Origin of the sequence: Micromonospora sp. WMMD710, from assembly GCF_029626045.1 — a bacterium.
Lineage (GTDB): Bacteria > Actinomycetota > Actinomycetes > Mycobacteriales > Micromonosporaceae > Micromonospora.
In genome coordinates this window covers 1,160,197-1,183,215 of record NZ_JARUBD010000001.1, presented here as the reverse complement: position 1 = coordinate 1,183,215, position 23,019 = coordinate 1,160,197, and the positions used below count along the sequence as shown (strand labels likewise).

21 protein-coding genes are annotated in these 23,019 nt (G+C 71.1%); 14 read left to right on the top strand and 7 right to left on the bottom strand.

The window, feature by feature from the left end:
* Positions 1-13: 13 nt before the first annotated feature.
* Complete coding sequence (locus tag O7620_RS05360; RefSeq protein ID WP_151493321.1) at positions 14-817, top strand: methyltransferase domain-containing protein; 804 nt, start codon at positions 14-16, stop codon at positions 815-817.
* 228 nt (positions 818-1,045) lie between these two features.
* Here the strand turns inward: O7620_RS05360 and O7620_RS05355 are convergent, their stop codons facing one another.
* Positions 1,046-1,792, bottom strand: coding sequence for an aminoglycoside phosphotransferase family protein (locus O7620_RS05355; RefSeq protein ID WP_278122106.1), 747 nt, complete (start codon positions 1,790-1,792; stop codon positions 1,046-1,048).
* A gap of 105 nt (positions 1,793-1,897) precedes the next feature.
* Positions 1,898-2,395, bottom strand: coding sequence for a YcxB family protein (locus O7620_RS05350; protein WP_278122105.1), 498 nt, complete (start codon positions 2,393-2,395; stop codon positions 1,898-1,900).
* A 110-nt stretch (positions 2,396-2,505) separates the two neighbouring features.
* On the opposite strand from O7620_RS05350, the gene O7620_RS05345 reads away from it, so the two are divergent.
* From O7620_RS05345 to O7620_RS05320, 6 genes are all read left to right on the top strand, one after another.
* On the top strand, positions 2,506-2,946 hold the full coding sequence (locus O7620_RS05345) for a hypothetical protein (RefSeq protein ID WP_278122104.1): 441 nt from the start codon (positions 2,506-2,508) through the stop codon (positions 2,944-2,946).
* A gap of 40 nt (positions 2,947-2,986) precedes the next feature.
* Positions 2,987-3,631, top strand: a complete 645-nt coding sequence (locus O7620_RS05340; protein ID WP_278122103.1) for an alpha/beta fold hydrolase — start codon at positions 2,987-2,989, stop codon at positions 3,629-3,631.
* Between the two features lie 951 nt (positions 3,632-4,582).
* Complete coding sequence (locus tag O7620_RS05335) at positions 4,583-4,858, top strand: hypothetical protein (protein WP_151492641.1); 276 nt, start codon at positions 4,583-4,585, stop codon at positions 4,856-4,858.
* A 150-nt stretch (positions 4,859-5,008) separates the two neighbouring features.
* Entirely contained in the window at positions 5,009-5,743 is a 735-nt protein-coding gene (locus tag O7620_RS05330; RefSeq protein WP_278122102.1) for a hypothetical protein, read from the top strand.
* A 281-nt stretch (positions 5,744-6,024) separates the two neighbouring features.
* Complete coding sequence (locus O7620_RS05325) at positions 6,025-7,095, top strand: NAD(P)-dependent alcohol dehydrogenase (protein ID WP_278122101.1); 1,071 nt, start codon at positions 6,025-6,027, stop codon at positions 7,093-7,095.
* Positions 7,096-7,104: 9 nt separating this feature from the next.
* Complete coding sequence (locus O7620_RS05320; RefSeq protein WP_278122100.1) at positions 7,105-8,481, top strand: NADP-dependent succinic semialdehyde dehydrogenase; 1,377 nt, start codon at positions 7,105-7,107, stop codon at positions 8,479-8,481.
* A gap of 566 nt (positions 8,482-9,047) precedes the next feature.
* Here the strand turns inward: O7620_RS05320 and murQ are convergent.
* Positions 9,048-9,941, bottom strand: a complete 894-nt coding sequence (gene murQ / locus O7620_RS05315) for an N-acetylmuramic acid 6-phosphate etherase (protein WP_278122099.1) — start codon at positions 9,939-9,941, stop codon at positions 9,048-9,050.
* Positions 9,942-10,129: 188 nt separating this feature from the next.
* Here murQ and O7620_RS05310 point away from each other — a divergent pair, with 188 nt between their 5' ends.
* Genes O7620_RS05310 through O7620_RS05300 form a run of 3 tightly spaced genes read left to right on the top strand, consistent with a single transcriptional unit; the run spans position 10,130 to position 15,772 of the window.
* The gene (locus tag O7620_RS05310) at positions 10,130-11,692 is read left to right on the top strand and encodes a sodium:solute symporter (protein ID WP_151492636.1); all 1,563 of its coding nucleotides are present in this window, start codon (positions 10,130-10,132) and stop codon (positions 11,690-11,692) included.
* Between the two features lie 11 nt (positions 11,693-11,703).
* Positions 11,704-12,873 (top strand): anhydro-N-acetylmuramic acid kinase, encoded by a 1,170-nt coding sequence (locus O7620_RS05305; RefSeq protein ID WP_278122098.1) that lies wholly within the window; start codon positions 11,704-11,706, stop codon positions 12,871-12,873.
* 25 nt (positions 12,874-12,898) lie between these two features.
* Positions 12,899-15,772, top strand: coding sequence for an FAD-binding and (Fe-S)-binding domain-containing protein (locus O7620_RS05300; protein ID WP_278122097.1), 2,874 nt, complete (start codon positions 12,899-12,901; stop codon positions 15,770-15,772).
* Between the two features lie 30 nt (positions 15,773-15,802).
* Here the strand turns inward: O7620_RS05300 and O7620_RS05295 are convergent, their stop codons facing one another.
* Positions 15,803-16,513 carry a hypothetical protein gene (locus O7620_RS05295; protein WP_278122096.1) on the bottom strand — a complete coding sequence of 237 codons (711 nt, stop codon included), beginning with the start codon at positions 16,511-16,513 and terminating at the stop codon, positions 15,803-15,805.
* A 127-nt stretch (positions 16,514-16,640) separates the two neighbouring features.
* On the bottom strand, positions 16,641-17,453 hold the full coding sequence (locus O7620_RS05290) for a class I SAM-dependent methyltransferase (protein WP_278122095.1): 813 nt from the start codon (positions 17,451-17,453) through the stop codon (positions 16,641-16,643).
* Positions 17,454-17,630: 177 nt separating this feature from the next.
* Between O7620_RS05290 and O7620_RS05285 the strand changes: the two genes are divergently transcribed.
* From O7620_RS05285 to O7620_RS05275, 3 genes are all read left to right on the top strand, one after another.
* Positions 17,631-17,963 carry a cupin domain-containing protein gene (locus O7620_RS05285; protein ID WP_278122094.1) on the top strand — a complete coding sequence of 111 codons (333 nt, stop codon included), beginning with the start codon at positions 17,631-17,633 and terminating at the stop codon, positions 17,961-17,963.
* Positions 17,964-18,067: 104 nt separating this feature from the next.
* Positions 18,068-19,327 (top strand): MFS transporter, encoded by a 1,260-nt coding sequence (locus O7620_RS05280; protein ID WP_278122093.1) that lies wholly within the window; start codon positions 18,068-18,070, stop codon positions 19,325-19,327.
* Positions 19,328-19,585: 258 nt separating this feature from the next.
* Positions 19,586-21,079: a hypothetical protein gene (locus tag O7620_RS05275; RefSeq protein ID WP_278122092.1), complete on the top strand. Its 1,494-nt coding sequence runs from the start codon at positions 19,586-19,588 to the stop codon at positions 21,077-21,079.
* A 139-nt stretch (positions 21,080-21,218) separates the two neighbouring features.
* Here the strand turns inward: O7620_RS05275 and O7620_RS05270 are convergent, their stop codons facing one another.
* Both O7620_RS05270 and O7620_RS05265 read right to left on the bottom strand, forming a co-directional pair.
* The gene (locus O7620_RS05270) at positions 21,219-21,689 is read right to left on the bottom strand and encodes a VTT domain-containing protein (RefSeq protein ID WP_278122091.1); all 471 of its coding nucleotides are present in this window, start codon (positions 21,687-21,689) and stop codon (positions 21,219-21,221) included.
* Entirely contained in the window at positions 21,686-22,279 is a 594-nt protein-coding gene (locus O7620_RS05265) for a CDP-alcohol phosphatidyltransferase family protein (protein WP_278122090.1), read from the bottom strand. Before O7620_RS05265 ends, O7620_RS05270 begins: the two co-directional genes overlap by 4 nt.
* Before the next feature lie 133 nt (positions 22,280-22,412).
* Here O7620_RS05265 and O7620_RS05260 point away from each other — a divergent pair, with 133 nt between their 5' ends.
* On the top strand, positions 22,413-23,006 hold the full coding sequence (locus tag O7620_RS05260; protein WP_278122089.1) for a response regulator transcription factor: 594 nt from the start codon (positions 22,413-22,415) through the stop codon (positions 23,004-23,006).
* Positions 23,007-23,019: the final 13 nt, after the last annotated feature.

The following is a 23,019-nucleotide window of genomic DNA, read 5'->3' as shown; positions in this document are numbered from 1 at the left end:
AAGGTAGACACCGATGACAACCGCTCCGAGCGACGGCACGTACACGTTCGACAACGGCGCACCGGACGCCGTCCCCCAGATGCACGCGCTGGAATCCTTCCTGGATCCGATCACGACGCGGCGCCTGGCCCGTCCGGTGCTGCGACCGGGAGCGACCTGCTGGGAGGTCGGGGCGGGCGGCGGCTCGATGGCCCGCCGGATCGCCCGCGCGGTCGGCGACGACGGTCACGTGCTGGCGACGGACATCGACCCCACCCACCTCGTGGCCGACGGCAACCTGCACGTACGCCGGCACGACGTCCGGACCGAACCGCCACCCGGGGACGCCTTCGACCTGATCCACGCCCGGCTGGTGCTGCTGCACCTTCCCGATCGACGGCGGGTTCTCCGCACACTCGCGGGCGCGCTGGCTCCCGGCGGATGGCTCGTGGTGGAGGAGTTCGACTGCACCGCGCCGTTGCGGGTGTTGACCGCGCCGACGGACGACGCCGCGAAGCTCTTCGCGCAGGTCATGGACGCCATGATGGGTGTCCTGGAGGACCATGGCGCCGACCTGGGGTGGGCGCAGGACGTGCACACCGAGATGGCCTTAGCCGGTCTGACCGACCTGGAGACCATCACCCACTCGCAGAGCTGGGCGGGCGGTTCGACCGGGACGTCGCTGTACGAGACGAACTCCCGCCAGTTGGAGCCGGATCTGCTCGCCGCCGGGCTGTCGCCCCACCAGCTGAACGCCTTCCGGCGGCTCGTCCGTGATCCCGGGTTCGCCGTCATGTCGTACCACTTCGTCTCCACGCGGGGCCGTCTGCCGAGCTGAGCGCAGGTGGATCACCGCGCGGAGAGCGGTCGCGGCCGACGTACCTCTCCCGCCGCAGCGCTTCCCCCCTCACCCCGCTGAGCCGGACAGCTCTACGGAGGCGGCGACCGCGCCGGCCGGGCTCCCGTCGGGAGCCCGGCCGGTCCGTGCCCGTGGGTCAGGTGCCGATCCTCGCCGACGCCCGGCACCGGCAGCGGCCCAGACGTGGTCGCGTGCGGCCGTGCGGCCTCACAGCCGGGATCTCAGCACGTCGACCTCGCAGCCCGGCGAGAACGGGTCGAAGTCGTGCTCGACCAGCCAGCGGATCGCCAGCAGGCTACGCACCGACCACCACGCGCGGATCACGTCGAGGTCGACCTCGGTGCCGTAGCCGGCGACGACGTCGCCGAGGTGCCGCTCGTGTCCGAGCGTCAAGCTGGCGAGGTCGTACAGGGCATCGCCCCGGCCCGCCTCGGACCAGTCGACCACCCCGGTGATCTCGTCACCATCCACGAACACGTGGGCGATCTGCAGGTCGCCGTGCGTGAACACCGGCGTCCACGGCCGGAGCGCGGCCTCGGCGACCTGGCGGTTGCGGGTGATCAGGTCGATGGGCAGGACGCCGTTCGTGACGAGCCACTCGCATTCGTCGTCGAGACGGGATGCGATCTCGTCGAGGCTCCGACCGGGCCATGGCGGCAGCGGGGCGTCGTGCAGCCTCCGTACCGCGGCGCCCGCCGCGGCCCACGCCGCCGGCGACGCCGTCGCCGGCACGCCGAGGCGGCCCAGTGCCGTCCCGGAGAGGGCGGCGAGCGCGAGCACGGGTGGCTTCCGCCACAGCACCTGCGGAGTCGGGATCGGCGCCAGGGCCATCGCCTCGACCTCGACGTCGGTCCGGGTCTGATCGGCGTCGACCTTCAGGAACACGTCGCCGACGCGCAGGGTCGCCCGCTCCTGATGGGCGACGACGACCGCGACCTCATTCACGTCGACCATTATCTCGGGATGAGCACCGACGTCACAGGAATTTTGTCGGGTGTGACAACCGGGCTGGCCGCGCGCGCACCGCGTCGCGCGGGGCGCGGTCCGCGGCAGGAACGGTCAGCGACGTCGGAGCAGCCCACGTCCGGCCATGAAGGCCCGCAACGTCTCGGCATCCTCGGCGGACATCAACCGACGTGGGATCACGGTCGCCGGCATCCGGCCGACGTACACGATCCAGAACTCGGACGTGTCCCGCACCTGGGCGACGCCATCCCAGGCGATGCCGCCGGACTCCGAGCCACTGCGCATCATGATGTTGTCATCGGTGATGTCGTAGGCGCCCTCGACGGCGTAGCGACTGGAGCGGCGCCGGGCGCGCAGCACCACCCACGGCCGGTACAGCATCGACAGCACGCCACCCACGACCATCGCCAACCACAACGGCGAGATCTGCTCGGCCCACGCGAACCCCCGCGAGACGGCCAGACCGATCGCCCCGACCGCCGCCAGTGCCGCGCCGATGGAGCCGAACCTGCGCAGCCGGACACTGCCGAGCGCGGCAGCCACACGGCCCGGGTAGGCGGGATCGGCGGGGACGTCGAAACGGATGTGCACGCCAGAACGATAGTGCCCGAACGGTCGCCGGGCGGCCTGTCTCCGGCCCAGCGGCGCCCGGCGCGGCCGGAGCCGTGGTGCACCAAGGGCTGACAGGCTAGTTTGCGGGGATGAGTCTTCTCGATGACGTCGCCCGACGGGACAGTTGGCGATGCTGGGTGTGCGACGAGTCGGTCGACGCCGACATGTCGGTGAACGACCCGCGTGGTCCCAGCGTCGACAGCCGTACCGCCGACAAGAAGGCGAGGATCACCGAGCGACTCGCGCACCGTGCCTGCAACACCCGCAAGGGCGCGGTCAAGGTGGTCATCGCCTGGCCGGACCGTCTGCACGTGGTGGACCCCGCACCGCTGATCGCCGTCGCCGAGCGACTCGACCGCAAGGGTGGCCGTGAGCTGGTCGCCCGCTGCCCGAGCAGGAAGGACGCCCAGGAGGCCGCGGACTGGCTGGTTGACCGGTTCTCCCGCCTGGTGCCCGGACTGCCGGTGACCGCGAGCGTCGACGCGGGCGGTGGACAGTACCTCGTCGCCCTGGCCACCGGCCGCCGCTGACCGGTGCCGGCTGTCGTACCCGCCTGGGAGGCTCCGGGGCATGGCGACTTTCGTTCTGATCCACGGCGGCGGTGGCAGCGCCTGGGACTGGCGTCTTCTGGTCCCTGAGCTCACCCGCCGCGGCCACGACGTGGTGGTGCCGGAGCTGCCGATCGAGGACAGCTCGGCGGGGTTCGCCGAGTTCGCCGAGACGGTGGTGAGCGCGATCGGCGACCGGAGCGACCTCGTGGTCGTCGGGCATTCGTACGGCGGGTTCACCGCGCCACTGATTGCCGCCAGGCTGCCGGTGCGACTGATCGTCCTGCTCACGCCGATGGTCCCCACGCCCGGCGAGAGGCCCGGGGACTGGTGGCGCAACACCGGTTACCGCAGCCCGGAAGGGCTCAGCGAGGAGCAGCAGTTCTACAACGGTGTGTCCGCCGAGATCGTGGCGGAGGCGGCGGCCCACAGCCGCGACCAGGTCAGCGCGGAAGGAGACGAGCCGTGGCCCCTGGACGCCTGGCCGGACGTGCCGACGAAGGTGCTCATCGGCCGCGAGGACCGGTTCTTCCCGGTGGACTTCCAGCGCCGGGTGGCCGCCGACCGACTCGGCGTCACGCCGGATGAGATCGACGGCGGCCACTCGGTGGCGCTCAGTCACCCGACGCACCTCGCCGATCGGCTCACCGCGTACCTGCTGGACTGAAGGGCGCCAGCTCGCCCCATCCACGGTGCACCGTCGAAGATATCGACGAGAGGTGTAGTCCGAGTTTGCCGGGGGCAAGACTCCGCACATGGAGGGAACGGCAGGGGGCGAGGCGTACCCGCTCGGCCAGCGGTGCCGACCCGGCGAGTCGGACCGGGCACGACTGTTGGCAGTCCTCGGGTGATACGGCTCAGGCACAGCCTGCCCGCGGTGGCGGTCGGGGCGGTGGCACTTGGCGCAGCACTGGGCGCCAACCCCGCGCACGCCGAGCCGCCACTGCCACTCCCGTTGCCGTTGCCGTTGCCGTTGCCGACCAGTCTCGAGCCGGTCGACCCCACCACCGCACCGACGATCATCAAGACTCTGCTGCCCGACGTGATCGAGACGCCGCTGACCGGTCCCCTGCCGACTGCGCCGGCCATCCCCTCGTCGCTGCCGTCAGCCAGGCCCCCCATCGCCGTACCAACTCGGCCGCCCCTGACGCGGCCGTCGTCCCCGCCGCCCACCGCGCCGGTCCCGTCCGCGCCGGTCCCGTCCGCCCCGGTCTCGCCGGCCGAGCGCCCCACCTCGCCGTCAGCGTCCGCCCGGATGACAGCGATGGCGTCCCACCGTGGCACACGAGACGTCGCGGACCGCAGGGCGCCGGATCGGGTGTCGCCGGCGGTGGCCGCCGTCACCGCGCCGCCGGCCAGCCCGCCCGCCCCTCCCGTGTCGGGCCTACCGGCGTTCGTGCTGGCGCTCGCGTCCGCACACGGCGGCACCGGCACCGGCGGCGTCGATCCACCGACGTCGACAGCGCAAGGACCACCACGTGTCTCGCCGCCCTGCCGGGGGTTCGCGGTCGGCACCGTCGAGATGAGCGCTGTCAGCCGGCCCGTGGAGCGGGGTCCTCCACCGCCACGGCAGCTCCTGATCACCGACCCGCGTCCACGACGTTGATCAGGAGAGATCATGGAGATAGCCGTTATCTGGATCCCCGCCGACATCGAGCCGTCGGAACCCGCCGTCGCGGTCTGCCTCACGCACCTTCGACGGCACGCCTACCGATTCAAAGGGATCATCCGGGCGCCGTGGGAGACCGTCGAGCAGAGAATGATCGACGGGGAGGTGGACGTGGTCGTGATCGCCGACTTCGCCCACCTGCCCCCGGATCGGTCACCTCGCATCGAGGTGGCCACCACCCCGGCGTCGACGGCCGACGAGGACCGGCCGACTCCGGGCAGATGATTCGACCGGCACGACGAGGCGCCCCGTCCGCCGCGGACGGGGCGCCTCGTCGACCAGGTGCCCGTGCGGGTGCCGCGACCTGACCGCCCGGAAGCCGGGACCTCACGCGAACCGTTGCCCCGCACCAACATCCACGGCATCATGATCACGATGACCGAGCGCCCGGACTGGATGAACCGCTACGTCGCAGGCGACCACCGGCAGGTCTGGCATGAGATGCGGCAGCTTGGCGGCCGCGTGCGTGAGCCCGCCTTCGCCGCGCAGGCACAGGCGGTGTGCGACGAGATGGCCCGCCGAGCCCGAAGCAACATCGAGACACTTGTCGCGCGACTGCGCGAGCAGGGCTACCGATTCCACGAGAACGACGACGACCAGACTCCGACCGAGCCGTCCGCCCCGCCCGGTCCGGAGGCGGAGGAGCACTTGCACTGGCTGGAACAGCGGGTCGGCCCTCTCCCGATGGTCCTGTCGTCGTGGATCCGCATCGTGGGCGACGTGTGGCTGGTCGGAACGCACCCGCAGTGGCCCAGCTCGGCGGCGGCCGACCCGCTCGTGTTGGAGCTGGCAGGTACCCGATACCCGGACAGCGACATCCGCGAGTACTTCGCGGACGAGATCGAGGCGTGGCAGCACGACCAGGACGAGCCGTTCCTTCTGCCCGTCGCGCCCGACCATTTCCACAAGGACAACGTCAGCGGCGGTGGCCCCTACGGCATCGTCCTTCCCGACTCATGCGCCGACGCGCACTTCGTGGGCGAGGCCGGTATGCCCCTCGTGGCCTACCTGAACTGGGTCTTCCGGCACGGCGGTTTCCCCCGACCCACCGGCGACCAGGCGCAGTGGGATGTCACCTACCGGCTGACCAGAGACCTCCACCGCCTCTAGCCCCGAGCGGCGGGCGGTGGGTAGCGACCGTCCGCACCACAGCGAGGTGGAGCCGACCGCCTCGGTGGCGTCGGACCTTAGGTCGGTGTCTGCGGCCACCGCCCGGATCGACCGCATGAGCAAGGGGCAGAGCGGCTCGCTGCCGTTCCGAGCGCCGGCCTCCGGACAACGTCCCATCCGAGCGGAAAGCCCTTCGCTGGCGCTGAACCGATCCACTGTTCGTCCACTATGGAGTCATACGATCGGCCAACTGGACCGATCCCAGAGGCTAGGAGGACGAGATGAAGATGCGAGCGGCTCGAATGTACGGCTACAACGAACCGTGGCGGCTGGAAGAGATCCCGGTACCGGACATCAGTGCCGACGAGGTTCTGGTGAAGGTTGCCGCGACGGGCATGTGCCGCAGCGATTACCAGCTCATCCATGGCTACTTCAAGATGGCCGCGCCAATGGAGTTCCCGGCCATCCCGGGACACGAGATCGCCGGACACGTGGCCGGGGTGGGTTCCGCCGTGCCGAGATCGGCCGGGCTCTCCGACGGCGATCTGGTCGTGGTCAACCCGGGTTGGGGTGACGGCACCTGTCGGCAGTGCCACGAGGGCAACGAGCAGCTCTGCAGTGGGACCGGCTCGTGGCCCGGGTTCGGCCCGCCCGGCGGCTTCGCCGAGTACGTCGCAGTGCCGTACCGCCACCTGATCACGGTGGACCCCGGTGACCAGAAGCCGGAGAACTTCGCGCCGCTGACCGACGCCGGCCTGACCCCGTACCGTGGGATCAAGAAGCTGGCGGCGGCCGGGAAGCTGGGTCCGGGCCGGACAGTGGTGGTGGCCGGCATCGGCGGGCTCGGCAGTTACGCCGTCCAGTACGCCAAACTGCTCGGTGCTGGCGCGACGGTGGTCGCCTTCTCCCGCACCGACGACAAGCTCACGGTGGCCCGGGAAAACGGGGCCGACCACACCGTCAACACCCGCGACAAGACGGCCGAGCAGGTGCAGGACGAGATCGAGGCGGCGACCGGTCGCCGGACGGTTGACGCCATCCTGGACTGCGCCGGTGCCACGGAATCGATCGCCCTCGACTTCTCGATCCTCGAACCGGAGGGCGCGGTCGCCTCGGTCGGCCTGATGGGCACCAAGGTCGAGGTGCCGTTGAATGTGATCGTCGGGACCGAGCTGTCCTACTTCGGATCATTCTGGGGTAATTACAATGACCTTACCGAGGTCCTCGCGCTCGGTGCGGCCGGCCGGATCAAGCACACCATCACCACGGTGAAGCTCGACGACATCAACGAGAACCTGGAGGCGCTGGGCCGCGGAGACGTGGTCGGCCGCCAGGTCGTCGTTTTCGACTAGGGGGCCCCGATGCCGATCGCAACCATCAACCCGGCTACCGGCGAGACCCTGCGGACCTTCGAGGCGCACCCGCGGGAGGAGGTGCTGCGGCGGATCGCCCAGGCCGCCGACGCGGCGGCAACGCTGCGCTCCACCAGCTTCGCGCAGCGGGCGACCTGGATGAACGCCGCGGCCGACGTTCTCACGTCCGAGATCTCGGACGTGGCCCGCATGCTCACCCTGGAGATGGGCAAGCCACTGTCGCAGGCCGTCGCCGAGGCCAACAAGTGCGTGCACGGCATGCGGTTCTACGCACGTAACGCGGAGAAGTTCCTCGCCGCCGAGCCGCTGGACGACCCGGGAGCCGTGCACGCCCGCCAGGCCTGGACGGTGTGGCAGCCGCTCGGCGTGGTACTTGCCGTGATGCCGTGGAACTTCCCCCTGTGGCAGGTGATGCGCTTTGCCGCGCCCGCGCTCATGGCGGGCAACGCGGGGCTGCTCAAGCACGCCTCCAACGTCCCCCAGGCCGCGCTCTACCTCGACACGCTCTTCGAGAAGGGTGGCTTCCCGTCCGGTTCCTTCCGGACGCTGCTGATCTCTTCGAAGGACATCGAGCCGGTCATCACGGACGACCGGGTCCGGGCGGTCACCCTGACCGGGTCGGAGCCGGCCGGCCGGTCGGTCGCCGCGATCGCGGGACAGCATCTCAAGCGGACGGTGCTGGAGCTGGGTGGCTCTGACCCGTTCATCGTGATGCCGAGCGCCGACCTGGACGCGGCCTCGACGACTGCCGTGCGGGCCCGTGTGCAGAACAACGGTCAGTCGTGCGTTGCGGCCAAGCGTTTCATCGTGCACGACGACATCTACGACGAGTTCGTCCGCCAGTTCGTGGCCAAGATGGGCAAGCTGGTCGTCGGCGATCCGATGGACGACGGTACGGACGTCGGCCCGCTGGCCACCGAGGCGGGGCGCCACGACCTCGCCGAGCTGGTCGACGACGCGGTCGCCAAGGGCGCGGAGGTGCTCGTCGGTGGCTCCGTGCCGCCCGGGCCCGGCTGGTACTACCGGCCCACCGTGCTGGCCGGTCTCACCGACGACATGCGGATCGTCTCCGAGGAGGCGTTCGGCCCGGTCGCGTCGGTGTACCGGGTGGCCGATCGGGCGGAGGCCGCCGCGGTCGCCAACCAGACCACGTTCGGCCTCAGTTCGGCGGTGTGGTCCGGCGATGCCGAGGAGCAGGAGTGGTTCGTCCACAACCTGGACGCCGGCATGGTCTTCCTCAACGGCATGACCGAATCCTTCCCCGAGTTGCCGTTCGGCGGTGTCAAGAATTCGGGGTACGGGCGGGAACTCACCTACGCAGGGATCAGGGAGTTCTGCAATCTGAAGACGGTCTGGAAGGGCTGAGGGACGACGACGCGGCGGGGACGGGCATGACGGGCGACGTCGAGCCGCACGTGGTGATCGACGAAATGCTGGTCACCAGCCAGAACCCGGCCTCCTCGGCGCCGGCCGCAGACCAGTCGATCGCGCTGGTCGGCCGCGCGTAGTCCCGGTGACCTCCCGTCCGGCGGGCCCGCCACGGGCCTGCCGGACGGGAGACGGCCTATCTCCGGCCTGCTCCACCTCGCCGAGGACCGGCCCAAGACCACTCTGGACCGGCCGACTGGCACTGACCACGCCGCGTCACGCTCGCCGACCGCCGCCGCCACCTCGGTGACGCACGCTTCCGCCGCCCGCTGCCACCGTTGTCGGGTGTCGCGGTCGGCGGGCGCCTCCAGCCACTCGCCGGACCGCCGGGCGCCGTCCGGCACCGCCGTGCCCGCGTCCCAGAAGACGGACGGTCCGTGGTTCAGCGACAACCGCCTCATCCGCCACGTGTCCATCCGCCCACCGTACGGGTGCGGTGCACGCACAACCGTCGATGCGCCAGGGCGACCGGTGGCCGCGTGGGGCGGTCACGCCACCGTGGGTCAGGCCGCGACGGCCGCCCGGACGTCGTCGTCGGCGTCGCGCAGCCGTGCCGCGGCCTCCTCGGCGGTGCAGTTCGCGAGCAGCAGCACGATGGCCGTCTTGGCGTGCCCGTGCGCCGCCGAGAGCGCCCGCGCGGCGGTGTCGAGATCGGTGTCGGCGGCCTCGGCGACGATCCGGCGCGCCCGGTCGACGAGCTTCTCGTTGGTGGCGTTCATGTCCACCATCAGATTGCCGTAGACCTTGCCGAGTCGGGCCATGGTGGCGGTCGAGAGCATGTTGCAGACGAGCTTCTCGGCGGTCCCGGCCTTGAGCCGGGTGGAGCCGGTGAGGACCTCGGGGCCGGTGGGCACCTCGATGGCGACGTCGGCGTACCGGCTGATCACCGCGTCGGAGTTGCAGGCGACGGAGACGGTCGTCGCCCCGCGCGAGCGGGCGTGCGCCAGCCCGCCGACCACGTACGGGGTACGGCCGCTGGCGGCGAGCCCGACCACCGTGTCGCGGGCGGTCAGGCCGATCGCGTCGAGGTCGGCGACGGCGCCGGCCGGGTCGTCCTCGGCGCCCTCAACGGCGACACCGAAGGCGCCCGCCCCGCCGGCGAGCAGGCCGATGACCCGGTCGGGCCGCGTACCGAAGGTGGGTGGGATCTCGACGGCGTCGAGCATGCCGATCCGGCCGCTGGTGCCCGCGCCGACGTAGATCAGCCGGCCGCCCTGGCGCAGCGACGCCACGGCGACGTCGACGGCGGCCGCGATGTCCGGCACGGCCCGGCGGACGGCGTCCGCGACCGACCGGTCCTCGTCGTTCATCGCGAGGAGCAGCTCGGTGGGGGACATCCGGTCGAGGTCGGTGGTCTTGTCGTTGCGAGTCTCGGTGCCGAGGGTGCTGAGGTCCATCCGGTGCTCGTTCCTCTCGCTGCTGTTCAGCTGTCGCGTGCCGCCCGGGCGCGTCCTGCTGGGCCAGCGCGTCCCCTATCAGCAAGCTGAAACCACAGCGTAACCAACCCAGGAGGGCGCCGGCAAAAAGTTTCGCGTTAGTGTGGGCCAACGTCACTTATTGACAACCCACTGGTGGGGAGTGAGCCGTGCGTCAACTCGACCTTGTCGTGATCGTGCTGTACCTCGTGGTGATCGCCTTCGTCGGACTGCGCCTGTCCGGCAGGCAGAAATCCTCCAAGGACTACTTCGTGGGCGAGGGCCGGTTGCCGTGGTGGACCGTCTCGTTCTCCGTGGTCGCCACCGAGACCAGCGTCCTGACCGTGATCAGCGTGCCCGGCGGCGCCTACAGCGGTCAGGGGTTCGGCAACGTCGAGCTGGCCCTGGGCTACGTCATCGGACGCGTCATCGTTGCGGCGGTGCTCATTCCGCTCTACAAGCGGGGCGGCTTCGTCAGCGCCTACCAGTACCTCGGTGAGCGGTTCGGCCTGAAACTTCAGGGTCTGGCGTCGGTGACGTTCGTCTTCACCCGCCTGCTCGCCGAGGGCGTACGGCTGTTCGCCTCGGCCATCCCCATCAAGCTGCTGCTCGACGAGTTCGGGCTGAATGTCGGATACCAGGCCATCATCATCGTCCTGACCCTGATCACGGTGGTCTACACCTACCTGGGTGGCATCAAGGCGGTCATCTGGACCGACGCCATCCAGATGGGGCTCTACCTCGGCGGGGCGATCCTCGCCATCGCGGTGCTCAGCCACGCCGTCGGCTTCGACGGCTACTCGCAGGCGCTGGACGCCGGCAAGTTCCAGCTCTTCGACACCAACGTCGACCTCGCGCACGTGCTCACCAGCCCGTTCGCCCTGCCGACCGCGATCATCGGCGGTGCGATCTTCGCGATGGCCAGCCACGGCTCGGACCAGCTGATCGTCCAGCGCATCCTGTCCACCCGCACGCTGCGCGAGGGCCAGCAGGCGATGATCTCCTCGGGCATCTTCGTGGTGATCCAGTTCGCGGCGTTCTCCCTGGTCGGCGCCCTGCTGTGGTCGTACAACAAGGGTCAGACCTTCAAGGAGCTCGGCCTGAACAGCAGCGACAACCTCTACCCGAGCTTCATCCTGCACGCCCTGCCGGTGGGCATCTCCGGTCTGCTGGTGGCCGGCATCCTCGGCGCCGCGATGGGTTCGCTGTCGTCGGCGCTGAACTCGATGTCGAACTCCACCGTCGCCGACTTCATCCACAGCTTCTTCCGGACGGTGCCGTCGGATGACGTGATGCTGCGCCTCGCCCGGGTGATGACCCTGGTCTGGGCGGTGCTGATGGCGATCTTCGCCTGCGCGTTCAGCTCGAGCACCGGCAACGTCTACCTGACCGGCCTGACCATCGCGGGCTACACCTACGGGGCGCTGCTCGGTGCCTTCCTGCTCGGCCGCCTCGTGAAGCGCGCCAACCAGGTCGACGCGGTGATCGCCTTCCTCGTCACCGTGGTGGTGATGACCTACATCGTCCGCTATGTCAAGATCGACGTCACGACGGCCGGGACCACCGTCCCCACCGCCATCGCCGCGCAGTGGCTGGTGCCGATCGGCGTCCTGATCACCCTGATCGTCGGCGCGGTGGCGAGCCGGTTCCACCCGGCCCCCGAGACGCCGTACGACCACCGGCGCACCGACGAGGCCGATGATCCGGCGGCAACGTCCGCCGGCCGGGCGTGAAGGAGGACGTGATGCGCGTGATCGGCCTGATGTCCGGGACCTCCTACGACGGCATCGAAGCCGCCGCGGCCGAGTTCGACCTGAGCGACGACGCCCTGCGGATGCGACCGCTGGGCCGGCTCAGCCACCCGTACCCCGATCGGCTGCGCGCGCGGATCGCCGCCGCCCTGCCGCCCGCGCCCACCAGCACCGAGGCGATCTGCGTGCTGGACACCGGCATCGGCAAGTCCTTCGCCGAGGCCGGCGGGCGGGCGCTCGCCGAGCTGTGCGACGGCAACGCCGACCTGGTGGTCTCGCACGGCCAGACCATGCACCACTGGGTCGAGGGTGGTGCCGTCCGGGGCACTCTCCAGCTCGGTCAGCCGGCCTGGATCGCGGAGGCCACCGGCCTTCCGGTGGTGGCCGACCTGCGCAGCCGCGACGTCGCCGCCGGCGGCCAGGGTGCCCCGCTGGTCGCCCTGTTCGACGCGCTGCTGCTGCGGGGGCTGCCCGGTGTGCCGGCCGCTCTGAACCTGGGCGGCATCGCCAACATCACCGTCGTCGCGCCGGACGCGGACGCTCTCGCGTTCGACACCGGGCCGGCCAACGCGCTGCTCGACGCCGCCGTACGCCACTTCAGCGGGGGCACCGAGGAGTACGACCGGGACGGGCGCGGGGCGGCCGCCGGGCAGGTGAACCCGGCACTGCTGCGGCGGCTGCTCGACGAGCCGTACTACCGGCTGCCCGGCCCGAAGAGCACCGGGAAGGAGTTGTTCCACCTTCCCTACCTGCTCGCCGCCCTCGCCGACGCGCCCACGCCGGACCCGCAGGACGTGCTGGCCACGCTGACCCGGCTGACGGCGGTCACGGTGGCCGGCGCCTGCCACGACCACGGCGTCACCCGGCTCGTCGTCTCCGGCGGCGGCGCCCACAACCCGACGCTGATGCGCATGATCGCCGACGAGCTGCCGGGCGTCGACCTGTCGTCCAGCGACGAGGTGGGTGTCGCGTCCGACGCCAAGGAGGCGCTGGCCTTCGCGCTGCTGGGCTACCTGACCGTGCACGGGCTGCCGGGCACCCTGCCGTCGGGCACCGGCGCGCGGCACCCCTCCGTGCTGGGCAGCATCACCCCCGGCCGCCAGCCGCTGCGGCTGCCGCCGCCGGTCGACACCGCCCCCGACCGGTTGATCGTCGCCTACTGACCGCCCCGTTCGGGAGGACCCGCCCATGAGACCCGTCGTAGGAGTACCCGCGCCAACCGCGGCCGGCGCCCGCGCCCGCGAGGTCGCCGAGCTGCTGCGCGCACGCCTCGACGATCCGACCCGGGCCAGCACCGAGCTGCCCCGCAGGCTGGCGGCGGCACACGACGCCTCGCCGTACCTGTTCGAGCCGCAGGCCCTGGTCCGCGCCACCTCGGCCGCCGAGGTGGGGGCGCTGATGGCCGGCGCCCGGGAGGCCGGCGTGCCGCTGACCCTGCGCGGCGGCGGCACCAGCCTCGCCGGGCAGGCCGGCGGCGCGGGCGTGCTCGTCGACGTCCGCACCGACTGGCGGCACGCCGAGGTGCTCGACGACGGCCGCCGCATCCGGCTGCAGCCGGGTCTGACGATCCGGCAGGCCAACGCCCGGCTGGCCCGCTACCGGCGCCGGCTCGGCCCGGACCCGGCCAGCGAGGCCGCCTGCACGGTCGGTGGCATGGTGGCCAACAACTCCAGCGGGATGACCTGCGGCACCACCGACAACGCGTACCGCACCATGGAATCGCTGCGCTTCGTCCTCCCGTCCGGCACCGTCGTCGACTCCGGCGCGCGCGACGCCGACGACCGGCTGCGGGCCGATGAGCCCGAACTGCACGCCGGGCTGCTGCGGCTGCGCGACCGGGTGCGCTCCACACCGCTGTCGCGCGCCACCATCGAGCGGCTGTTCGCCATGAAGAACACCATGGGGTACGGGCTGAACTCGCTGCTCGACCACGACAGCCCGGTCGAGATGCTGGCCCACCTGATGATCGGCAGCGAGGGCACGCTCGGCTTCGTGGCCGAGGCCGTCTTCCGTACCGTCGAGATCCACCAGCACGCCGCCACCGGCCTGCTGATCCTGCCCGGCCTCAGCGCCGCCACCGACGCGTTGCCCGCCCTGCTCGCCGCCGGCGCCCGTACCGCCGAGTTGCTCGACGCGGCCGCACTGCGGGTCAGCCAGCGCGACCCGGACGCGAGCCCGGCCCTGCGCGGGCTGACGGTCACCGGGCACGCCGCGCTGCTGGTGGAGTTCGCCGAGGACAGCGCGGAGCGGCTGGCCGAGACACTGGCCGACGCCCGGCACGTGCTCGACCGGCTGCCCGCCGTCACCGGCACCGAGCTGACCCACGACCCGCGCGAACGGGCCGCACTGTGGCACCTGCGCAAGGGCCTGTACACCGCGGTCGCCGGCGCCCGCCCGCCCGGCACCACGGCGCTGCTGGAGGACATCGCGGTGCCGATGCCGCGCCTGACCGGCACCTGCGACGGGCTGATCCGCCTGTTCGACCGGCACGGCTACCCGGACGCGGTGATCTTCGGACACGCCCGCGACGGCAACCTGCACTTCATGCTGACCCAGTCCTTCGACACACCGGCCGAGATCGACCGCTACGCCCGGTTCACCGACGACATGGTCGACCTCGTGCTGGCCGAGGGCGGAACACTCAAGGCGGAGCACGGCACCGGCCGGGCGATGGCCCCCTTCGTCCGCCGCCAGTACGGCGACGAACTGTACGACGTGATGCGCGAACTCAAGCGGTTGTGCGATCCGAGCGGCCTGCTCAACCCCGGCGTACTGCTCAACGACGACCCGACCGTGCACCTGCGGCAGCTCAAGGCCGTCCCGACGGTCGACCCCGAGCTGGACTCCTGCGTCGAGTGTGGCTACTGCGAGCCGGTCTGCCCCACCGCCGACGTCACCACCACCCCCCGGCAGCGCATCGTCCTGCAACGGCAGATCGCCCTCGCCACCGCGGCCGGCGACGAGGAGCGCCGCCGGGAGCTGACCACCGACTACGAGTACGCCGCGGTGGACAGCTGTGCCGCCGACAGCCTGTGCGTCACCGCCTGCCCGGTCGGCATCGACACCGGCGCGGCGATGAAGCGGCTGCGCGCCGAGCGGCACAGCCCCTTCGCCCAGCGCACCGCCCGAAGCACCGCGCGGCACTGGAAGGCCGCCGTCGCAGGCGTCCGAGTGGGGCTGAACGCCGCACATGTCGTGCCGACACCGGTGACCCGCGCCGCCACTGGCGTGCTCCGTGGGTTCGGCGCCACCGAACTCGTACCACAGTGGAGCGACGACATGCCGCGCGCCGGCGCTCCCCGCCCCGGACCCCGCACCCCGGCGGACGCCCAGGCGGTGTTCTTCGCGGCCTGCATCGGCAGCATCTTCGCACCGGAGGACGGCGCGTCCGGCGGCTCGGCGGCGGCGTTCCTGCGCCTGTGCGACCTGGCCGGGGTGCCGATCGTCGTACCGGCCGGCACGGCCGGCCTGTGCTGCGGCACGCCGTGGCAGTCCAAGGGCTTCCCCGCCGGTCACCGGGAGATGGCCGAGCGCACGCTGGCCGCCCTCTGGACCGCCAGCGACGAGGGTCGGCTGCCCATCGTGTGTGACGCGTCGTCCTGCACCCACGGGCTGAGCCAGCTGACCGACGCGCTGGCCGAGGAGGACCGGGCGCGGTACGGCGCTCTGCGCTTCGTCGACAGCGTGACCTTCACCGCCGAGCACCTGCTGCCGGCGCTGCCCGAGCCCCGACGGTTGGGCTCGTTGGCCCTGCACCCCACCTGCTCCACCGTGCACCTCGGCGGCATCGACGACCTGCGCGCGGTGGCCCGGGCGGTCGCCGACACCGTGACCGTGCCGGACAGCTGGGGATGCTGCGCCTTCGCCGGCGACCGGGGACTGCTGCATCCCGAGGTCACCGCCGGCGCCACCGCGGCCCAGGCCGCCGAGGTCAACCAGCGCGACCACGACGCGTACGCCTCCTGCAACCGCACCTGCGAGATGGGCATGAGCCGGGCCACCGGGCAGCCGTACCGGCACGTGCTGGAGGTACTCCTCGAGGCGGTCGAGCCGCCGGCGTAGCTGGACGACCGCGGCGGCTGGTCGAATTCCTCAGCTCGAACTCCACAGCGTCGCCTGGGCGGCGTACCCGTCGTCACCGTCGCGGCGCAGCACCGTGATGAACACGATCCGGCCCCGGTTGGTCTCCAGGCACACCCGACTGCGGCTATCGATGCTCACCTGCTGCACGCCGTGGGTCTGCAACCGGGCGGCGCAGCCGTCCCGGGTGGGCTCCGCCGGCCCTGACCACAACACCACCGCCCGCCCCCAGAACTTGTTGTACACCGAGCCGTTGAGATACCCGTCGGAGTTGAGGTCGGTGCTGGTGTTTCCCCGCGCCGGCGGTTCCTGGTCGAAGTCGCGCGGCGTGGAATCAAGGCGGATCTCGCCCTTCCACAACACCGGGGCGTCGGCCGGTCCGGCCGACGAGGGGGTGCCGCTGGAACTCGTCGACGGGGAGGTCGGCTTGCCGGCGGAGATGCCGCCGTCCCCGTCATCGACGAATCGCATCGCGGCGTGGATGACGGCCCAGGACGAGGCGGCGCAGAACACCGCGACCGCCAGCCCGACGATCAGCGCCATCGGCGTGGTGCCACGGCCACGTGCCCGTGGCGGACCCCCGTCGGGGTGGCCGAGGTGGGGTGACGGGTGTGCGGGCGGCTGACGTCTCGCCGATCGAAGCGTGACGATCAGCGCGATCAGCGCCACCGAGGCGCCGACCACGCTGGCGATCTTGTCAGCCTGATCAAGTCCGACAGCCACCGGCGCTCCTCGGTCGGGAAAGATGGCTCCATTGTCGACATGATCGGCCCACTGGTGGTGCCCGGACGTGCCGAGGCGGTCGTACACCCGGATGTCGGCGCCGCAGGCCCTGGCCGCGGCGGCCCGGCTACGCCGGCGACCTGGACGTGCTCGCCCGGGTGCCGCGGACCGCCCACGCGCGGGCCGTCAGCCGGATCGACCCGTCGGGGCCGTGCGGCAGCCGGGCGGCGAGCAGATCCCGCAGGGCTACCCGGTCGGGCTCGGCCAACGAGGCCAGGTAGGCCGGGGCCGAGCCCTGCCCGCCGAGGAACGGGGTCCAGTAGTCGGCGAAGTCGGTGAAGACCGTCGGCACGTCGATCGCCTCCACCGACACATCGGTCAGCCCGCCGTCGCGCCACAGGGTGCGCAGCGTCTCCGGCCGGCAGAGCGAGAAGCGGCGCCCGTCGTCGCGCGCCACCGCGGCGGGATCGAGCGCGCCGGCCGCGTCCCAGAAGTGCCGCATCATCTCCATCCCCTCGGCGTAGTCCCAGACGTACGCGGCCACCACCGCGCCGGGGGCGGCCACCCGGGCGAAATCCGCCACCGCCCGCGCCGGTTCGGGTACGAAGTTCAGCACCAGCCCACTCACGATCACGTCGACGGCGCCGTCCGGCAGCGGCAGTGCTCGGGCGTCGCCGACCGCGAAGACGGCCCGCGGGTCGCTGACCCGGGTACGCGCCTGCGCCACGAAACCCTCGGCGGGGTCCACGCCGGTGACCTGCCGCGCTCGCGCGGTCGTCAGCACCGCCGAGGTCAGCACGCCGGTGCCGCTGCCCACGTCGAGCCAGCGCAGCCCGGCCGGCAGGTCGAGCCAGCGCACGAACTCCGCCGCGACGAGCCGGCTCCACCGACCGACGTATGCCTCGTACGCCGCGCCGTCGACCCAGACCGGAGATGCCATGGCGGCACCATACGACGCCCAACGCGGCGGTGCTGGACGTCCGTGTTTGGGCAACCGTGCCCTTGACGGTTCGGGGGCCACCTATGGTCGAGACGATGTGGTGACCGTCCGTACGACGGCGTACAGGAGACCGCGATGAGTGGGAAAGATCGACCCAGGGGCATCAGTCCGACGGCGGTGGAGAGCGCACCGGGACTGTGGCGCATCGGTCTGCAGAAACACGATCTCAGCATCCCCGGACGCGAGGTCATCCAGACGCGGGTGGAGTTCACGCCCGACTCACCCCCGTTCACGCACTTCCATCCGGGCGAAGAGATCATCTGCGTTCTTCAGGGGTCGCTGGAATACACCCTTGCGGGCCAGCCGCCGGTGGTGTGCAACGCCGGCGATGCTCTCACCGTGCCGTACGGGGTGCATCACCAGGCGCGGAACGTCGGCGACGGCATCGCGGTCGAGCTGGCCACCTACCTCGTCGAGAAGGGCAAACCGCTCCTCACCAAGGTGGAGTGAGCCGCTTCCGGTTCAGCAGGTGGCAACGGATCGGCGGCCCGGTCATCGGCATCGGTCCGGCGGGGTCGACCGATCCCACATCCGCCGGTACAGTGAGTTCCATTATGGAACTCAATGTCTTCTGGCGCTGGTGGATCGCCGGCACGACCAGCCACCTCGGCTCGGCGATCGGCGCGGTGGCCCTGCCGCTGACCGCGCTCACCGTGCTGGACGCGTCGGTCTTCGAGATGGGCCTGATCACGGCGGCCGGCTATCTCGCGTACCTTCTGATCAGCCTGCCGGCGGGAGTGGTCGTGCAGCGCGTGCCGCTGCGCGGCATGCAGGTCACCCTGGATCTGATCCGGGCCCTCGCCATCGCGTCCGTCCCCCTGGCCTGGTGGTTCGACACCCTCACGGTGGCCCAGCTGGTCGCGGTCGCCCTGGTCGTGAGCTTCGCCAACGTGCTGTTCGACGTGGCGAACCAGACCTTCCTGCCGGAGATCGTGCCGGCCGCGCAGTTGCAGGCGCGCAACAGCCTCAACTCCGGCACGCATGCCGCCACCCAGCTGGGCGGGCCGTCCCTGGGCGGGCTCACGGTGCAGCTGCTGGGCGCGGTACCGACGCTGTTCGTGGACACCGTCAGCTATCTGATCTCCGCCGTGCTGCTGCGCACCCTTCCCGAGCGCACGGTCCAGCGGCCGGTCGAGCGGCCACCGATGGTCAGGATGATCCGCGAGGGCTGGCATTTCGTGGTCCGACACCCGATCATCGGCCCGGCCATGTGGGACGCCACCGCGACCAACTTCATCTGCGGCGCGATGCTGGCCCTCTTCCCCTACTACCTGGTGCGCGACCTGCACGCACCGCCGGTCATGGTCGGGCTGCTGCTCGCCGCCGACGGCCTCGGCACGCTCATCGGCGCGACACTGACGACCCGGTTCACCGATCGGGTCGGCACCGCACGCGGCCTGATCATCGCGGCCTTCGTCGGCGTGATCGGCGCGCTCGTCATTCCGCTGGGCACCGGCACCGCCGCCTACCTCGCCTTCGCCGTCGGCAACCTCATCTTCGCCGGCTCCTCGGTGGTACTCAGCGTGACCACCCGCACGTACCGGATGCTCGCCAGCCCGCCGCATCTCCTGTCCCGGGTGATCGCCACGGTCAAGTTCGTCTCCTGGGGCGCCATCCCGCTCGGCGGCCTGCTCGCCGGCGTCCTGGCCGGGCCGCTCGGGGCCCGAACCACCCTATTGATCTTCGGGGCGCTCACCGTGCTGTCCCCGATCATCTACCTGTCGACTCCGATCCGCGGACTGCGCGACCTGCCGATCGACGCCGCCCCGGCACCCGCCGGCGACCGCCTCCCCGCCGAGCCCTCGACGCGCTAGCGATCCACCTGTCGAGGCAGCCGGTCGGCGATGGTCTGCACCGAATGTAGAGTTTTTTCGCATACGCCCGGTTGATGCGAAGAACGCTCAGCTACGTTCCCCTTGGTGGCGGCAACCGATTTGTCGCTTTTCTGCACCGAAGTGCCGTGCAGGGACATGGTGTACGGAGAAGGGCTGGGTAGCTCGATGTCCAACTATCTACACCCGAACATCAGCGAAGCAGCGGCAGATCAGCCACGTCCGCCCACGAGGCGGCGGATGCGCTGGGTCGTCGCCGGGGTGGCCGGACTGACCGGGGTGGCCGGCATGGCCGTCGTCGGGCCGGCGGGAGTGAGCGGAGTATTCGGATCCGGTGGCCCCGGCCTGTCGAACGCCGGAACGCAGCTCGTGGCCGACGACAGCCGGTCCGGCGGGGAGGACAAGGGAGGACGGGATCCGGGCGGCCGCGACGACAAGGACCACCAGAAGGACAAGGACAACAGGGAGGGCAGGGGCGACGATGTCCGGACCGTGTCCTGCGGCGCCGACGAGCTGATCGCGGCGATCGTCCACGCGAACGCCAGCAACGGGGCGAAGCTGCGACTCGCCGAAAAGTGCACCTACACGCTCACGAGGTCCGCGCCCCCTCCCCCCGTGCCCTTCGGTGCCGTTGGCCTGCCGATCATCACCCAGCCGGTCACCATCGACGGCAACGGGTCCACCATCGTCCGCGCGGCCAACGCCACGCCGTTCCGGATCCTCGAGGTCGGCACCGGTGGAGACCTGACGCTGCGCGACGTCACCATCAAGGGCGGCCAGGCCAACGGTGGGGTCGGTGCCGGCGGCGGTGGCATCCGGATCGACGTCGGCGGCAAGGCCACCATCGAGAACACCGACGTGGTCTACAACCACACCAACGGCCCGGGTGGCGGTATCGCCAACTTTGGCGTCACGAAGATCCTCGGCCGGAGCGACCACGGCAAGGACCGGGACGGCAAGGACAAGGACAAGGACAAGCACGGGGACGGCGAGAGCACCATCAGCAACAACAGTGCCGTGTTCGACGGCGGGGGCGTCTTCAACAACGGCAACCTCACCGTGCGGAACACCAGACTGAGCTACAACAACACGATCGGGGTCGTCAACGTCCTGCCGATCGGTGGCGCCGGTGGCGGGCTGTCGAACAGCCGCAACGCCGTCCTCGACAACGTGCGCGTGGACAACAACACCGCGGGTTTCCGCGGCGGCGGCATCCGCGGCGGGATCAACTCCACCACCGAGATCAAGAACATCGAGGTGAACGACAACCGGGCCGGCAGCGAGGGCGGCGGAATCTTCACCGATGGCGTCTTCCACCTCAAGCACGGCAACGTCCACCACAACGAGGCCGGGCAGCGCGGCGGCGGCGTCTTCAACCAGATCGGCGAGTTCGTGGCCGAGGAGAGTCGGATCAGCGAGAACACCGCCAGCACGAACAGCACCATCGAACACGGCGGTGGCATCTACAACGGCAGCGGCACCGTCGTCCTGCGGCGCAGCACCGTCGAGCGGAACAGGGCCGTGGGCTCGAGCTCGCAGGGCGGCGGGATCTACAACAACAACACGCTCAACCTGACCGAAACCAAGGTCACCGAGAACATCTCCACCCTGGCACCCGGTGGGATCTTCAACGACGGCGGCCAGGTCACCGTGGACCAGAAGTCCGCCATCACCGGCAACCGGCCCACCAACTGCACACCGAGCTCACCCCCGGTGCCCACCTGCTTCGGCTGATCGTCAGATCATCCCGGCAGTCGGGGCGCAGGAGGTAACGGGAGCAGATCGGGGCATCCGGTCCCGCCCGGGCTCGATCACCAGGATCGGGCCCGCGGCGGGGCCGGATGCCGGCTGCGGGACGCGGTTGCGGTCGGGGTCACGCAAGGGCCGACGGCAGGGCGAGGATGGCGAACCGGACGACGCGTCCGAGCAGGCATGCGGCGGCGAACTCCCGGTGCCGCAGGCCGGCGGTTCCGGCCGCGGTGCTGACCAGGGCGAGTGGTGGGACGCCGACGGCGGCGGAGAGGAGCACCGTCGGCAGGCCGGTGCGGCGGTGCGAGAGCCAACGCCGTACGGGCTCGGCCCACCGGGCGACCCGGGCGGCCACGCTCCGCGACTGGTTGCGTCGTGCCAGCCGCCGGGCCAACCGGCCGCCTCCCCGCCGAGCGGCTTCGAACAGCAGGAGCTTCCCGGCGGTCTGCCCGACCGCCAGGGCGAGCACGGCGATCACGGCGTACCCGCCCGCCCGCCCGGCGACCACGGCGTAGGCCTCCGCGTTGACCACCGGGACAAGGGCCGACGCGAAACCGTATCCGAGTGCGGCCGCGGCCTGCACGACACCGCTCACGCCCGGCCGTCCCGGCTGAGCAGCCTGGCCACCGCCACCGCGGACCACGCCTTCACCGCGAGGACCGCCAGTGCCACGACCACCGCCACCGAGTACCGGCCGATCGCCACGGCACCGATGACCCCGGCGGTGTTGACCGCCTTCGCCAGCGGCGACCAGTTCAACGCCCACACCCGCCGGTCGACGACATGGAAGTCGTTGGGGCTGTTCACCGGCCAGCACAGGAACACCAGCGACAGCATCGTGTCCAGGACCATGAACGACGGCAGGAACACCATGGCGACCAACGAGACATCCGGCACCAGGGCGACCAGGCCCACACAGAGCACGGCGGTGCACGCCCGGTCGCTCACGATGTCGAGGACGGCACCGGCCCGGGTCTCCTGGCCGAGCCACCGCGCGGCCAGGCCGTCGAGCATGTCACCGACCCAGTAGACGCCGTACGCCACCGCGATCAGGGCGACCGAACCGGAGACGAGGGCGACGATGCCGAGTGTGACGGCGGCGAGCGTCCGGATGATGGTGATGTAGTTGGCGACGGTGCGGAGCGGGCCGACCCGCAGGGCGGCCGGAGAGTCAACGAGAGTCACCCCGGCAGCGTGCGATTCGCAGGCCGCTCGGCGGAACGTACCGGGGTGCCGACCTCGGTACGGCCGCGGTACCGGGGTACTGGTTGAGCTGGTACCCGGGTACCTGGCCGACCCGGGGCGGATCATCGAGACTGTGCAGGTGGTCACCGCAATCGGGCAATGGGTGCGCAGCCCAGAGGCCGCGGACGGGCGCCAGCTCCTCGATGCCGTCCGGCGCGATCCCCGCATCGACGTCGCCCTGGTCGACATCCGCATGCCGGTACTGGACGGCCTGCACGCCACCCGGGAGATGGCCGCGATCCCCCACGCCCCGGCCGTCATCATCGTCACCACCTTCGACGATGACGCGTACGTCCTGGACGCCATCGCCTCCGGAGCGCGTGGATTCCTCCTGAAACGCAGTAGCGCCCAGGACCTCCTGTCCGCCGTGCGCACGGTCGCGGCCGGCGGCGCGATCCTCTCGGCCGAGATCACCGGCGCGGTGCTCGAACGCGTACGGTCGACCGGCCCGGCCACCCGGGTGAACCTCGCCGCCTACCAGCTGACCGCGCGCGAGACCGACGTGCTCACGTTGATCGGCGCCGGGCTCAACAACGACGAGATCGCGAAGAGTCTCCATCTGTCGATGAGCACGGTCAAGACCCACGTCGCGAACGTGCTGGCGAAGACCGGCAGCCGCGACCGCGTACGGGCCGCCATTCTGGCCATTCAGGCTGGCCTTTCGTAAAAGGGATCAGCTT

Bases quoted from the DNA above. Each gene is read 5' to 3' on its own strand.
- O7620_RS05360 (WP_151493321.1), top strand. From the start codon at position 14: ATGACAACCGCTCCGAGCGACGGCACGTACACGTTCGACAACGGCGCA.
- O7620_RS05355 (WP_278122106.1), bottom strand. From the start codon at position 1,792: ATGGTCGACGTGAATGAGGTCGCGGTCGTCGTCGCCCATCAGGAGCGG.
- O7620_RS05345 (WP_278122104.1), top strand. From the start codon at position 2,506: ATGAGTCTTCTCGATGACGTCGCCCGACGGGACAGTTGGCGATGCTGG.
- O7620_RS05340 (WP_278122103.1), top strand. From the start codon at position 2,987: ATGGCGACTTTCGTTCTGATCCACGGCGGCGGTGGCAGCGCCTGGGAC.
- O7620_RS05335 (WP_151492641.1), top strand. From the start codon at position 4,583: ATGGAGATAGCCGTTATCTGGATCCCCGCCGACATCGAGCCGTCGGAA.
- O7620_RS05330 (WP_278122102.1), top strand. From the start codon at position 5,009: ATGACCGAGCGCCCGGACTGGATGAACCGCTACGTCGCAGGCGACCAC.
- O7620_RS05325 (WP_278122101.1), top strand. From the start codon at position 6,025: ATGAAGATGCGAGCGGCTCGAATGTACGGCTACAACGAACCGTGGCGG.
- O7620_RS05320 (WP_278122100.1), top strand. From the start codon at position 7,105: ATGCCGATCGCAACCATCAACCCGGCTACCGGCGAGACCCTGCGGACC.
- murQ (WP_278122099.1), bottom strand. From the start codon at position 9,941: ATGGACCTCAGCACCCTCGGCACCGAGACTCGCAACGACAAGACCACC.
- O7620_RS05305 (WP_278122098.1), top strand. From the start codon at position 11,704: ATGCGCGTGATCGGCCTGATGTCCGGGACCTCCTACGACGGCATCGAA.
- O7620_RS05300 (WP_278122097.1), top strand. From the start codon at position 12,899: ATGAGACCCGTCGTAGGAGTACCCGCGCCAACCGCGGCCGGCGCCCGC.
- O7620_RS05290 (WP_278122095.1), bottom strand. From the start codon at position 17,453: ATGGCATCTCCGGTCTGGGTCGACGGCGCGGCGTACGAGGCATACGTC.
- O7620_RS05280 (WP_278122093.1), top strand. From the start codon at position 18,068: ATGGAACTCAATGTCTTCTGGCGCTGGTGGATCGCCGGCACGACCAGC.
- O7620_RS05275 (WP_278122092.1), top strand. From the start codon at position 19,586: ATGCGCTGGGTCGTCGCCGGGGTGGCCGGACTGACCGGGGTGGCCGGC.